At 72.1% G+C, this 13,068-nt stretch carries 14 protein-coding genes; 7 read left to right on the top strand and 7 right to left on the bottom strand.

Features of this window, described 5'->3' with window-relative positions; translation table 11 throughout:
• Positions 1–10: 10 nt before the first annotated feature.
• Positions 11–304 (top strand): hypothetical protein, encoded by a 294-nt coding sequence (locus tag OG444_RS04105; protein ID WP_327260786.1) that lies wholly within the window; start codon positions 11–13, stop codon positions 302–304.
• Positions 305–717: 413 nt separating this feature from the next.
• Here the strand turns inward: OG444_RS04105 and OG444_RS04110 are convergent, their stop codons facing one another.
• Positions 718–2,145 (bottom strand): oxygenase MpaB family protein, encoded by a 1,428-nt coding sequence (locus OG444_RS04110; protein WP_327260787.1) that lies wholly within the window; start codon positions 2,143–2,145, stop codon positions 718–720.
• Positions 2,146–2,273: 128 nt separating this feature from the next.
• Between OG444_RS04110 and OG444_RS04115 the strand changes: the two genes are divergently transcribed.
• Together OG444_RS04115 and OG444_RS04120 are read left to right on the top strand one after the other, a co-directional pair.
• A complete protein-coding gene (locus OG444_RS04115) occupies positions 2,274–2,768 on the top strand; it encodes a hypothetical protein (protein WP_327260788.1) in 495 nt (164 codons plus the stop codon).
• A gap of 133 nt (positions 2,769–2,901) precedes the next feature.
• Positions 2,902–3,336: a pyridoxamine 5'-phosphate oxidase family protein gene (locus tag OG444_RS04120; protein ID WP_327260789.1), complete on the top strand. Its 435-nt coding sequence runs from the start codon at positions 2,902–2,904 to the stop codon at positions 3,334–3,336.
• Between the two features lie 101 nt (positions 3,337–3,437).
• Here OG444_RS04120 and OG444_RS04125 read toward each other — a convergent pair whose 3' ends face one another.
• Both OG444_RS04125 and OG444_RS04130 read right to left on the bottom strand, forming a co-directional pair.
• A complete protein-coding gene (locus OG444_RS04125) occupies positions 3,438–3,989 on the bottom strand; it encodes a YceI family protein (RefSeq protein ID WP_327260790.1) in 552 nt (183 codons plus the stop codon).
• A gap of 295 nt (positions 3,990–4,284) precedes the next feature.
• On the bottom strand, positions 4,285–5,910 hold the full coding sequence (locus OG444_RS04130; protein ID WP_327260791.1) for a hypothetical protein: 1,626 nt from the start codon (positions 5,908–5,910) through the stop codon (positions 4,285–4,287).
• A gap of 132 nt (positions 5,911–6,042) precedes the next feature.
• Between OG444_RS04130 and OG444_RS04135 the strand changes: the two genes are divergently transcribed.
• Positions 6,043–6,249 carry a cold-shock protein gene (locus tag OG444_RS04135; RefSeq protein WP_081524690.1) on the top strand — a complete coding sequence of 69 codons (207 nt, stop codon included), beginning with the start codon at positions 6,043–6,045 and terminating at the stop codon, positions 6,247–6,249.
• Positions 6,250–6,371: 122 nt separating this feature from the next.
• Here the strand turns inward: OG444_RS04135 and OG444_RS04140 are convergent, their stop codons facing one another.
• The gene (locus OG444_RS04140; protein ID WP_327260792.1) at positions 6,372–6,887 is read right to left on the bottom strand and encodes an RrF2 family transcriptional regulator; all 516 of its coding nucleotides are present in this window, start codon (positions 6,885–6,887) and stop codon (positions 6,372–6,374) included.
• Between the two features lie 124 nt (positions 6,888–7,011).
• Between OG444_RS04140 and OG444_RS04145 the strand changes: the two genes are divergently transcribed.
• The gene (locus OG444_RS04145; RefSeq protein WP_327260793.1) at positions 7,012–7,755 is read left to right on the top strand and encodes an SDR family oxidoreductase; all 744 of its coding nucleotides are present in this window, start codon (positions 7,012–7,014) and stop codon (positions 7,753–7,755) included.
• 214 nt (positions 7,756–7,969) lie between these two features.
• Here OG444_RS04145 and OG444_RS04150 read toward each other — a convergent pair whose 3' ends face one another.
• The 3 genes from OG444_RS04150 to OG444_RS04160 all read right to left on the bottom strand — a co-directional run bounded on the left by OG444_RS04150 (position 7,970) and on the right by OG444_RS04160 (position 11,520).
• The gene (locus tag OG444_RS04150; protein ID WP_327260794.1) at positions 7,970–8,353 is read right to left on the bottom strand and encodes a hypothetical protein; all 384 of its coding nucleotides are present in this window, start codon (positions 8,351–8,353) and stop codon (positions 7,970–7,972) included.
• Positions 8,354–8,418: 65 nt separating this feature from the next.
• Positions 8,419–9,276 carry a C40 family peptidase gene (locus OG444_RS04155; RefSeq protein ID WP_327260795.1) on the bottom strand — a complete coding sequence of 286 codons (858 nt, stop codon included), beginning with the start codon at positions 9,274–9,276 and terminating at the stop codon, positions 8,419–8,421.
• A 696-nt stretch (positions 9,277–9,972) separates the two neighbouring features.
• Positions 9,973–11,520, bottom strand: coding sequence for a hypothetical protein (locus OG444_RS04160; protein WP_327260796.1), 1,548 nt, complete (start codon positions 11,518–11,520; stop codon positions 9,973–9,975).
• Positions 11,521–11,678: 158 nt separating this feature from the next.
• Between OG444_RS04160 and OG444_RS04165 the strand changes: the two genes are divergently transcribed.
• Both OG444_RS04165 and OG444_RS04170 read left to right on the top strand, forming a co-directional pair.
• The gene (locus OG444_RS04165) at positions 11,679–11,831 is read left to right on the top strand and encodes a hypothetical protein (protein WP_327260797.1); all 153 of its coding nucleotides are present in this window, start codon (positions 11,679–11,681) and stop codon (positions 11,829–11,831) included.
• 157 nt (positions 11,832–11,988) lie between these two features.
• Positions 11,989–13,059, top strand: a complete 1,071-nt coding sequence (locus tag OG444_RS04170; RefSeq protein WP_327260798.1) for a serine hydrolase domain-containing protein — start codon at positions 11,989–11,991, stop codon at positions 13,057–13,059.
• Positions 13,060–13,068: the final 9 nt, after the last annotated feature.

Raw genomic sequence — 13,068 nt, forward strand, 5'->3', positions numbered from 1 at the left:
TTCACCACCCATGCCCAACCAGACAGTCAACCCGCCGACCCCCACCCACACGCAGGGCCCCCCGGTCCCGGCGACGCCCCAGGGCGCGACGATGCCCGTGGAAACGGACGGACCTTCCCGGACCGAGAAGGTGATGGCGCTCGTGATCGCGATTCTGTGCGGGACCGTCGGCGCGCTCCTCGCCTTCCTCATCACCCGCCACCTGGAGGCGACCTCGCTCGTCGCCGTCGGCTCGTCCGGCCTCAGCTTCCTGGGCGTCACGGGGCTGGTGAGGTACATCGAGGAGAAGCTCGGCGTGCTGTAGCCCGCAACTGCCGACACGGCCGTGGTGCCGCCGCCCGGCACAGGGGCGCGGCACCACGGCCGCCGGCTTCGCCGATGGTTCGGGGGCGGCCGTGTCGCTGCCCGGACGGGCCGGCCGCACCCTGGGCGGGGAGCAGGAGCAGCGCGGCCTGGAGCGAAGCCGCTGGTGCGCGTCGGCTTCGTGGTCGCCGGAGCCCGGTCCGGGCGCGACGAGGTGGCAGGACGATGCGGTGTCGCTGGATGCGGAAGCCGAGTCGGTGTGCCGGGCAGCCGCCGCCAGCCCGAGCCTCACCCCAGAAGCCTTGGAGGCCCTCCTCGCCAACCCCCGCACCGCCCGGGGCGCCGCGGCCAACCCGTCCCTCCCCGCCTCCCGCACGCACGCACTCCTCGACCGCTGCCTGGACGGCGCAGCGGTCAGGCGCGGCCCAGCAGCGCCACGCCCGCGGCGGTGTCTTCCCGGGCGGTGAAGAAGTCGACGAACGCGGCGACGAACTCCTCCTCGCTGACCCGCCCGTCACCGTCCACGTCCAGTTGCCGGAAGGCATCGTTCAGCTCGGCGGGGTGGACACGCGGGCCCCCGAACAGCACGCGGTACTCGTCCGCGCACAGATATCCGCTGCCGTCGGTGTCGACGGTCCGGAACAGGGCGCGTACCGCCGGCCCCAGGCCCTGGTCGAGGTAATCGGCGTCCCGGTCGATGCCGCCCAGCATCGCGGAGACGAACTCGGCGCACTCCACCGCGCCGTCGCCGTCCGCGTCCATGCCCTCGCGCAGTTGCTTCCACCAGGACTCGAAGGCGGCGTAGAGCCGGTCCTCGCGCTCGACGGGAAGCTCCAGCTGCCAGCACACGTTGTGGACCATCGCCTGGAGGTCGGCGGAGTCCACCCGCCCGTCACCGGTCTGGTCGAGTACCTGCCGGAAGAACGCCTCGAGCCGCGCCGGGCGGGAGTCGAAGGTGCGGGGCCGGGGCAGGCTCGGGGCGGCTGTGGACCGCCGGGAAGCGGGGCGCTGCCGACCGCCGGCGCCGCCGTCGTTGTCGTCGGACTGGGTGCGGTAGCGCATGCGGTCCGGCAGACGGGTCATCACCTGCCGCATACCGCGGTGCAGCGTCCAGGACAGGGCGGCGGCGGTACGGGTACGCGGCATGGCGAACCGCTCGTGCCACGCCCGCGGCAGGTCGGCGACGGTCAGGGTGGTCAGCACACCCGCGGCGACGGTGCGCAGCAGCGGCCAGGCGGGCCGGAGCCGCCCGAGCCTGCGGGGTGCGGGAGCCTCGCGCAGCATCTCGAAGAGCAGGTAGCGGACCTGGTCACCGAGCTCGAGGACCTCTCGCACGGTCCGGTCGACGTACGCCGGTACGTCGGCGGCGGTGGCCGGGAGGACCTCGCCGGGGATGCCGAGGGCCGCGCAGACCTCGGTGAACTCCGCGTACAGCACGTCGAGTTCGGCTGGTTCGAGCGGATCACCGGACAGCTCGCGCATGGCTGTCATGGCCTCGTACAGCGTCAGCATCACCCAGGCGCGGACCTCCGGGTCCTCGGCGGTGTAGGGGCGGCCGGCGTCGTCGGTGCCGCGGATCCGGCGGTGCGCGCGCTCCAGCCGGGCGATCTCGCGCTGCCGCTCCTCGGGTCCGGCGAAGAACAGCCGGCTGCCGCTGTCCATGGTGTGCTCGATCCGCCGCCAGGGGTGGGCCCGGTAGGTGGAGTAGCGGGCGGTGCCGGCCGCGACGGCCGGGTGCGCGGTCTGCAGGACGAGCAGCCGCCAGGCCACCAGCCCGATGCGCCATTCGCCGAGCGTCTGGCGCAACAGGCCGTCGGTGGCGGGTGAAGAGGTACGCGTCACGCGGTACTCCTGAAGGATGGGGGCCAACAGGAGCACAACGCCGCACATGCGGGGGAGGTTGCGAGGCGGGGCGGGGTGAGTCGAGGTGAGCCATCGAGGTGAGCCGCCCCTCTGTCTACTCTCGCGTCATGAACGTGTTTCGCGGCGGTGGCGGCAAGTACCTGGAGATGACCAACGGCGGGACGGCGGTGTTCGTGGACGTGCTGATGCTCGCCGTGTCCGCACTGGCCCGCGAGCCGTGGCACTTCCGCTTCGCAGCGCTGCTGACGCTGCAGGACCAGAACATGATGGGGCGCGGGGCGGTTGGCTTCCGCCTGGCGAAGCTCGACTGGGGGGACACTCCGCAGGAGGCGGCTGCGGCCAAGGACTTCCTGCTGCGCGTCCTCGATCTGGCGCTGTCCCGCCACCGGTGGGAAGAGCTGACCTACGAGCCGCCCCGGGCGGAGGGGTACCTGCGCACGTACCGGGAGATGGTGGAGGAGTTCGACCCTGCGACGGCGAAGGCCGGCTCGTGCGTCATGCCGGGGCCGCAGGAGGCGGCGATGGCCTCGTGCGTACGTCACCGGGTGCTGGAGGCGCTCCCGTTCTGGGAGGCGTGCGTGTTCTGCACGGCCGGGGTCTGAGGGCCGCACCGCCTGGCCGGCCGGGGCGGTACTGGCCCGGGCGGGTGACGGTCGGGGAATGGGCGCGCGGCGGGGCAGGGTTCTTGGGGTGAAAGGGATCCGTCAGAGGATTCCCCTGCCGAAGGAGCGTGCCGTGGCCCTGTCCCCCAGCGAACGTGAGCAGTTCCTCGCCGAGCCCCACGTCGCCGCGTTCGCGGTGACCGCGGGAGCGGACGGGGAAGACCGTGCGCCACTGACGGTCCCCATCTGGTACCAGTACGCGCCCGGCGGCGATGTCTGGATCATGACCGGCCGGGACTCGCGCAAGGCCGAACTGATCCGGGCCGCGGGCCGGTTCACCTTGATGGTGGACCGGCTGGAGCCCACGATCCGGTACGTGTCCGTCGAGGGACCGGTCATCTCGACCCTTCCGGCCGAGCGCGAGCAGCTGGTGGAGATCTCCGCCCGGTACCTGCCGGCGGACAAGGTCGACGGCTACGTCGACGCCGCCTGGAAGGAGCACGGTGAGCAGGTCGTGATCCACATGCGTCCGCAGCGGTGGGTGAGTTCGGACCTGGGCAGACTTTGAGGAACCCCCTGAGGGCCTCTGAGGAACTCAGAGGCCCTCAAGGCTGCTGCCGCAGCAGTCCAGCAGTTTTCAGCGGCGTGTCCTTGGCCTTGGCCTTCGCCTCAGCCCTGCTTGATCGCGGAGATGTCGAACTCCAGGACGACCTTGTCGCCGACCAGCACGCCGCCGCCTTCCAGAGCCGCGTTCCAGGTCACGCCGAAGTCCTTGCGGGAAATGGTCAGCGATCCCTCCAGGCCGACCCGCAGGTTGCCGTAGGGGTCGACGGCGTTCCCCGTGTACTCGAAGTCGATGGTGAGGGGGCGGGTGGTGTCCTTGATGGTCAGGTCGCCGGTGACGCGGTATTCAGTGTCGGACTGCGGCTCGACCGAGGTGGTGCGGAAGGTGATGTCGGGGAAGTTGGGGGCGTCCAGGAAGTCGTTGGTGCGCAGGTGCTGGTCCCGCTGTTCGACTCCGGTGTCGATGCTCTCGGTCTTGATCACCAGCTGGGCGGTGGAGCGGGCCGGATCCTTACCGTCCAGGTGGGCGGTGCCCTCGAAGGCGTGGAACGCACCGCGGACCTTGGTCACCATGGCGTGGCGGGCGACGAAGCCGATCCGGGTGTGGGCGGGGTCGAGGACGTAGTCCCCGGTGAGCTCGTGGATGCCGAGGGTCATGGCTGGCGTTCCTCCGTGGGGCGGGATCCCGGCGGCGGTACGCCCGGATCGTGGCGGACCCACGCTAAGGCGCGACCCGCTCCCGGCCCGGCCGGACTCACGGGGCGGGCGCCAGAGTGCACTCTGTCCAGCGACCTCGGGGCCGCCGGTCTGCCGTTGCCGCGGCCCGCGCTCTCGCGTGGCCGGCGCTGATGCGAACCGGTCCCCGCCGCCGGTGCGCCGCCCACTCCCCCGTTGCGCCCGGCAGGTCGGCCGGATCTGTCACAGCGCCCGCCCACGCCACGCCGCGCCGCCGTCAGTCCCTGCAGCCGTACGCCGCGGCCAGCTCCGCCAGTCCTTCCGGGCCTCCGTCCGCGTCGCCACTGCCCTCGCCCGTGCGGGCGATCAGGAGCACCCGGGCGGGCACCCCTGCGGCCGCGTACGCGGAAAGCCGGTGGTGACCGTCAAGGACGGCGCCGACCAGCCAGCGCTCCTCGTGCCGGGCTTCCACGTACCGGTCGTCGATCCAGCCGAGGACCACGGCCGCGGGCCGCTCACCCGCCGCTATGGAGGCCGCATGCCGGGCGACGGCCGCCGGGTCGAGCGCTTCCGGTGGCTGCGAGGGCAGGAGGGCGCCGTACGTGAACGGCAACCGGGCGCCCGGAACGGGCGCGGTGAGCTGGAAGTGCGCGACGCCGGGCCAGTCGTCGTCGGGACGGTCGTCCTCGTACTCGTAGGTGTAGTCGTCGCCGTCCTCCTTCGCCCGTGCTGCCGCACGGCGGTACCACCACGACCGGGCCGGCTCGGCCACCCGTTCCAGGGGGAGGTCGAGCAGGAGCGCGCGGTAGTGACCGGTCTCCAGCTCGCCGAGTACGGGGCTCCATTCGGCGAGCAGTGCGGTGTCGAGCCGGTCCAGGCCGGCCAGCCGCCCGCGCATGCGGGCCGCGATCCGGGTCGCTGCGTCGTCCGGCCAGTCCAGCAGGGTCAGGCCCAGTTCGCATGTGTCGCACAACGAGCCGACCCGGTACAGCGGCTTTCCGTCGAACGTCAGGGACCGGTCCCAGCGCGGCCAGGAGGAGCCGGGCGACGGCGGGTCGAAGGCGACCCGGATCCGGCCCGCGCCCCCGTCGACGGAGAACCGGGCCCGCGCGCCGGACTCGACGACGAGGTCCCGCACCACGGACGTGCGCCCCGTGTGCTCGTCGGCCCAGGCGGCGCGTACGGCCGCCGCGTACGCCGCCCCGCGCGCCCGTTCCGGCAGGAGCGGGTCGCGTCCGGTGAGCCGCACGAGGGCGTGGTGGACGTCGTACACGCGTTCCTCGCCGCTGTCGGCCAGCCATCGCAGCAGGTGCGGTACGGCGGCGGAATCGTCCATGAGCTCCAGGGCGACGGCGAACGCGGTGTGGTCGAGGCCGGTCACCTCGGACAGCCGCCCGGCGATCGGCGCCGTCCACTCGCGGGCACCGAGGCGGCCGAGCGCGAGTGCGGCGCGGCCGCGCGGGGCGGCGGGGTCATCGAGGAGGGCCCCGAGGCGCGGTGCGAAGGACGGGTCGCCGCAGAGCCCCATGGCGTCGACGAGTGCGGGGGCCGGGACCCGGGACAGGGCCTGAGCCTGCTCCGCGTACGTGCGCAGGAGCTCGGCGGGCAGTCGGAGCCCGCGCGTCACGGCGGTCCCGAGCAGGTGCTGGCGGTCCTCGGCGGGGAACGCGGGCTCGGCGAACAACCGCAGCAGCACCGCGTCGCCCGGATCACCGAGAATCCGGAGCAGCCAGGCGAGGTAGGGGCGGAAGGCCGCCCGTTCCGCGTCCGATCGGTACAGCTCCTCGACCGCCTCGGCGAGAGGGCCGGGCCGGCCGGCGCTCAGTGCGTGGAGCGCGGTCCACGGGTCGTCGGCACGCAACGCGGCGCGCAGACGCGTCTGGACGGTGTCGTGATCCCCCATGGGGGAAGTATCGGCCACGGGACTGCTGCGGGAGGAGTACATCCGCGGTATCGGGTGTGGCATGCGGGGTGGGTGGGCACCATCGAGACGGCTGCGCACCGCGGCCCGTACGACCGATGGAGAAGGACGCAGATGGCAACAGGCATCGTGAAGTGGTTCAACTCGGAGAAGGGGTTCGGGTTCATCCAGCAGGACGACGGCGGCCCGGACGTGTTCGTGCACTTCTCCGCCATCCAGACGACGGGATTCAAGGAACTCGCCGAGGGTGCGAAGGTCGAGTACGACGTCACCCAGGGCCCCAAGGGACCGCAGGCCGAGCAAGTGGTGCCGATCGGCTGAGGTGGGCCGTACCCCGCCCTTGCATCATGGAGCCCCCCGACGGAGAGATCCGTCGGGGGGCTCCGTGATGCACGGCGCGGTCGGCAGCGCGCGTGGTCGGTGCGCATGGTCGGTGCGCGTGGTCAGTGCGCCTGGCCGGCTGACGGGCCGGACGCGGGGGCGGACGCGGGGTCGAGCCACGCGCCGATGGCCGGCAGCGCCCCGGGGCCGTTGTCCCGTTCCACCGAGCCGACCAGGTCGGCGATGGTGACCCCCTGCAGCGACGCCCGCCAGGCGGCCTCGGCGGCGCCCATCACGCGGGCGATCCCGCACGGCTTCGTGCATGCCTCGGGCGGGGCTCCGAGCGGGCCGCGCCGGCGGATCTCGGTGCAGATGAACGCCGGGTCCGCGCCGTCGACGGCCAGCACCACGTCCAGGACGGTGATCTCGGAAGCGGGCCTGGTCAGCGCGTATCCGCCCGTCTTGCCCTGGACGGAGGCCACGAGGCCCGCCCGGGACAGGGCCTGCATCTGCTTGGCCAGGTAGCTCGGCGAGACGTCGTGCAGCAGCGCCAGACGGGCGGCGGGCACCGGCCGGCTCGCCGCGGTCAGCACCACGCAGCAGTGCAGCGCCCACTCGACGCCCCCGGACAGTTTCATGCGCCCTCCATTTGACTCGGATACAGCTTATCCGAGTAACATCTCAGACAAGAGTTGTCCGAGTTTGAGGCGGCCGAGCGAGAGAGCAGCCGCACTCGATCCCCCTGCAAGAAAGGGCACGGCCATGAAGATCACGGTCATCGGCGGCACCGGACTCATCGGTTCCCAGCTCGTCTCCACGCTCCGCGCGGCCGGACACGAGGTGGTCGCCGCATCCCTGTCGAGCGGCGTCGACCTGCTCACCGGCGCGGGGCTGGACCAGGCGCTCGCCGACGCGGACACGGTCGTCAACGTGACGAACTCACCCACCTTCGACGAGGCCTCCCCGGACTTCTTCCGCACCACGATGGGCAATCTGCTGGCGGCGGGCGAGCGGGCGGGCGTCGGCCATCAGGTGGTCCTGTCCATCGTGGGCGTCGACCGGGTGCCGCAGCTGGACTACTACCGTGCGAAGACCCTCCAGGAGGACCTGCTCAAGCAGGGGTCCACCCCGTATTCGATCGTCCGCGTCACGCAGTTCTTCGAGTTCATGGACGCGGTCCTGTCCTGGACCGCGGACGAGCACACCGTCCGGCTGCCCTCCACCCCCGTCCAGCCGATGGCCGCGGCCGACGTCGTCGCCGCCCTCGCCGAGGTCACCACCGGCGCACCGCTGAACGGCACGGTCGACGTCGCGGGCCCCGACGTCTTCGCCCTCGACGAGCTCGGCCGTCTCACGCTGTCGGCCCGGCAGGATCCCCGTACGGTCGTCACCGACGAGCAGGCGGGCATGTTCGCGGTCGTCGAGGGCGACGTCCTGACCGGCGGCCCCGACGCGCGCCCGGCCCCCACCTCCTACAAGGAGTGGCTCGCCGGCGCGCCGCGCTGACCGCCCGGTTCGCGCGTCATCGAGTACCCGCCGAGGACCAGGATCCCCATGGCCGCGAGACCGCGGTGGTGGTGCCGGCGGACAGACCTGGGCGTGCTCTTCCGGTACGGGAGAACGGAACTGCGCCCCCGCACCATGGAGGGCAGGGGCGCAGCACTTCACCGGCTCGGGCGGGCCTCCGATCCGTGGCACCGCCGCCTGCCGCCTCGGAGCGTCAGCACTCGCGCAGGCCCGGCGCGGGGTCGACCGACGTGTGGACGTCCACGGCCGCGACGTTGCCCCACTGGCCGTTGTCCAGCTGTGTCCAGTACCAGACGTTGTTGCCGCCGGCGTGCTGGTCACCGCGGCCCCAGCACTGGAACCAGCTGGGGCTCGTGTTCAGCGGCCCCCGCACCGCGGAGTTGTACCGGCGGTGCTCGTAGCCCTTGGCGCCGACCCGGTTGCCGCACCACAGCTTGCCGTCGGCGCGGACGCCGCATTCGGCGGCCGCGCTCTTCCCGGTGGCCGGCGTCGCCTGGGCGGGCCCGGTCACGGTGGCCATGCCGCCCACCAGTGCGGCAGCGGCCAGACCCAGGGCGATCTTCTTGCGTGCGGACATGCTTCCTCCTCGAAAGGGCTCTCTGTCGAGCCGTGTGACGGGTGTACTGGTGAGGCGGGCGGCGCTCAGGGACAGGTGCGTACGCCCTCGAGCCAGGCGGCGCCCTTGATGTAGATGTTGGTGATCCACGCCCCGTACTCGGGCAGGTACGACCAGGCGTCGTTGGTGTAGCCCTCCGCCGTCACCGGTTCGGCGTGCTTCTGGCACTCGATGCGCACCGTGGTCGAGCCGGGGAACCGGTGCACCCGCGGGCTGGTGGTGGACGGCTCCCGGTGGGTCCACACATCGGTGCCCCAGGTGCTGAACGTGCCGGGTGCCGCTGCGGCGGCGACCCGAACCGCTCCCGCGTAGTCCCCGCCCAGCCGTACGTCACTGACGGTGATCCGGGTGCCCGATTCCCGGGCCTCCACCATCTTCCCCGCGCCCAGGTAGATCGCGATGTGGTGGACGGAGCCTCCCGAACCCCAGGCCAGCAGGTCCCCCGGCAGCAGCGGCGCGGTCCCCTGGCCGGCCGTGAAACGCTGCGTCACCTGCGGTGCGTGGAACTGGTGGTAGGCGTTGCCGGGCAGCGGGTCGCCGCCGGCGGCACGGGCGTAGGCGTACCGGACCAGTCCCGAGCAGTCGAAGCCCAGACGCTCCGGGTCGTGTGCACTGTCCGGATCGCTCGGGTCGACCTGACCGTACGTCGGCCCCGGCTGCGGCCCGTGGCCCCCGCCCCAGGTGTACCAGACGCCGATCTGTTCGCATGCGGCCCGCACGGCCCCTTCCGCCACCGCGGAGGCGCCGGGGGCGAGCACGTCGCACGAACCCGCCGCCTTCGGTGCGGGGGCGGCGGCCGCCTCCGTTGCGCAGGTGCCGCCCCACACGGCCAGGAGGGTCACCGCCGTCACCGCCGCCGCCAGCATCGTTGTCCGCACAGCCATGTCCGTTCCCCCGTCCCCGTCGCGGGTGTCCCCCGCGGGTCGTCGTACTCGTCACGGTGCTCGTCGCGGTGTTCGTCGGCGTGCCCGTCGCAGGGAGCACGGACCGGCCGTCCGCCCGGCACTCCGAGACTGGGCCCGCCGCCGCTCCGTGTCGAGGAGGCGCGGGTCGCCCATCGGGACGGGAAACGGGAAACTCCTGGGAAACCCCCTCCCACCAGGCCCTTTTTGATCTGCCGTCAATAGGTCGCCCGGCAAAGGGAGCCGGAAGGGGGACACGTCCCGGACGCGTCGGCCGGCAAGGTCCGGAGGAAAGACGCTCCGGACCGTCGGCTACCAGGAGAGCCGGGGGTCCTGCTCGTACTCAGGAGCGTGCACGGGCAGGTCGTCCCGGGCGTACGTGCTCCAGACAACACCTGGGGCTGGGTGTTCCTTCGGCGGATACCGCACATCGAAGATGCGCTGCGTCCCGGGGATCGGAATCTCCGGTCAGCGGTTCCATCAACTCGTCCTCATAGAGCGCCATTACGATGATCTGCGCCATTCTGCTCATGGCCGAATACCAGCGCACGCCGTGCCCGGCAGCAAGCCGGTTCTCGCCCACCTGCGGCACCGGGACCGCGGCTCCTGGACACCGTCCGCCGGCGCGCGGCAGTTGGAGGTGCAGTGAGGCGAAGGTGCCCATCCCACCCGGCGCGTCTATCTGGTCCCGAAGCTGGGAGCCGTCCAGGGGAAGAGGTCGAAGAGCAGCAGAACCGACCAGGTGAGGTGGATGGCGGCGGCCAGGATCCATGCGGGCGTGTTGGGCATCCTCACCAGCCTGAGCCCCCCGTACAACGGGGCGAGGCAGAAGGGGATGCCCACGACGGGATCGGCGAAGGATGCGCCGTCGGCTCGTTTGGCTGCTACATCCTGGCCGATCAAGTACATGAAGACGCTGAAGCCCAGCAGGACTGCGCCCGTATAGATCTTGAGCAGCAGGGCCGGGGCTGCCCTGTGCCCTGCAGGGGTGATTCCGAACAGGAGCATGACGGGTGCGACGAGGATGCCGAGTTGCGTCCTGACGAAGCCGTCGAGCAAGGTGTCCCCCGCCCCCGGGGCGGGCCTCGTGACCGCGCCGACGGTCGTACCGGGCTTCGCCCCGGACTCGTCCAGCAGCCCTAGCCAGATCCCCGCCCTGCTGCCGAACCCGGGACGCGGTGCCTTCGGGACGGGGCGCGAAGGGGCGACCGCCTCTTCCCGGACAGGCGATCGCGGGACTCGGGCGAGCAGTGCCTGCGCCTGCGCCTGCGCCTGCGCCGGAGAGTCCGTGGCGGCCCGGAGATCCGTGGCGCTGCTGGTGGAGGGCTTGTCCAACACTGTTCTGGACACGGGTTGGACAGGATCCGGGCCGACGGGGAGGGCGTGCAGCTGCTCGTCGGGGTCGGGGCCAGGATCGGCGTCGGCGGGGTTGGGCTGGAGGTCTTCCTCGATCAGTGCCTCGTCGTGAAGGCCTTCGGCGGTGATGTGCTCCAGTCGGGCTTCGAATTCGGAGTCGTCCACCGCATCGGCGGTCTCGGCACGGACCGGTTCGCGGGAGCCGGGCGGGACGACCACGAGGTCCTGTGCCTCGCGTTCCAGCCGGCTGATCTCCTCCTGCGCGACCAGTGCCTCGGCCATCCAGAACTCCTGCTGCTCCTCCGCCGTCATCCGGCGGGTACGGGCCCGCTCCTGCTGCACCTGGACCCGGCTGAGGCGCTCCTTGGCCTGGCCGAGCCGGCGCTCCACCCGGGCCCGCTCGCGTTCGCCGCCGAGCTTCAGCTGGAGTTCGGCGTTCTCCAGCCGGCTCTGCGTGTAGGCGAGCATGGGCCTCAGCTCGGCGAGGTGCTTCTCCGCGTTCGCCGCGAGTGCCTGGTACTTGATGACCTGCTGGAGCGCGTCGTCGCGCCGCTGGTGCTGGCGCACCAGCTCCCCGCCACCCGGTAACCGGCTCGCACGGCGTTCGGCATCGGCCGCGTTCCACAGCTCCAGCGCCCGGACGAAAGCGGTGCTGCGACGGACGCCCTGCTGCGTGAAGGCCTCCACCAGTTTCCCGACCAGGGTCTTCGGAATGAGCTGCGAGCCGTTGAGATAGTTCCCCCAACTGGAACTGCTCCGGCCGAACCGGTCGGCCAGTTCCCGCACCGACGTGCCCCTGGTCAGAGCCACCAGGAACAGGGCCAGCCGGCCGGCCGCCGTCTCTTCGTCGATCTCACGCTGCGGGGACACCGCGCCCCTCTCCCACTCTGCCGTCCAACCCTGACCACCTGATGACCACGCCCGAACCCCCTCCCAACAGGCACGACTTGCCGGTCCCGCCCATGGACAGGACCGGCACGGCGAATCTCTCCCCACCACAACCGGCTCTGCCACCAGGGGAGAACACCATGAGCCTGTCCACGCTGTACGCATTCCTCGGCCACGACCTCCTCGGCGACGTCGTCGCCGCGGGCCTCGTCGCCGGAACCGGGTACCTAGCCAAGAAGATCCGGACCCGGGCCCGCAACCGGAACGGCCAAACTCCCTCAAGCCGCCGGTGACCGGGGCGCGCGGCCCGCTGAACCCCCAGCGGGCCCGCGCCGAGGCCGCGCAGGCACCGAGGGCGTCGTCCCGTACCGCTCAGGTCGCAGAGGCACGGGCCGGAAATCATCATCAGGGCGCACGGGTCGGGAGCCGAACGCCAGCAGGATGTTCGTCATGGCACAAGCACAAGAACTCGGCGCCCTCGTCCAGCAGACCGCCGACCGGCTGGCCCGGCAGCACGTCGTCGGCGCGGTGGTGGCCGCGGTGTCGGACGACCTCGTCGAGATCCGGGGTGCCGGCAGCACCGGCGCCGACCGGGGAGATGCGGCCCCCGGACCCGACACGCTCTTCGAGATCGGTTCGGTGACCAAGGCGTTCACCGCCCTGGCTCTTGCGTGCATGGCGACCGCCGGCACGGTGGGCCTGGACGAGCCGCTCGGTGATCTGCTGCCCGACGGGACACACGTACCGTCGCGGGGCGGCCGGCAGATCTCCTTGCAGGACCTGGCCACCCACACCTCGGGCCTGCCGCGGCTGCCCAGGGGCATGCTGCTCCAGTCCCTGTTGCACCCGTCGACGCCGGACCCCTACGCCGACTGCACGTCCGACGTCCTGTTGTCCGGGCTGGCCCGTACGCGTCTGGGTGCCGTACCGGGGAAACGGTTCCGCTACTCCAACCTCGGGGCCGGACTGCTGGGACTGGCCCTCGCCCGCCGGGCCGGCACGGAGTACGAGGCACTCATCGTCCGGGAGATCTGCGCCCCGTTGGGCATGACCGACACCGTCGTGACGGTGGACGACGCGCGTGCGGAACGACTTGCCCGGGGCCACGGCCGCCGGGGGCGGCCCACCGCACCCTGGCACCTCGCCGACCTGGCCGGGGCGGGCGGCCTGCGGTCGACCGCCACCGACCTGGTGGCCTTCGTACGGGCCCAACTCGACGTCGGTCCCGTCCCCGCAGATCTCGCGGCGGCCATCCGCCTGAGCCGGAGCGTCGAGCACCGCCGGAGCCCCTTCGCCCGGGTGCACCTCGGCTGGATGGCGCACCGCCTCCATCCGCGGCAGGGCGCCCACCTGCAGATCTGGCACAACGGAGGAACGGGCGGCTTCTCCTCCTTCGTGGGCTTCGACCCGGAGAAGCGGCTGGGCGTCATCGCCCTCGGCAACACCCAACGCCCGGTGGACCGGCCCGCCCTCGACCTGCTGCGCACCCTGCAGGCGGAGCATGGATCGGGGAGGGACTGAGGGGCGACG

This window comes from Streptomyces sp. NBC_01232, assembly GCF_035989885.1.
Taxonomy (GTDB): Bacteria; Actinomycetota; Actinomycetes; order Streptomycetales; family Streptomycetaceae; genus Streptomyces.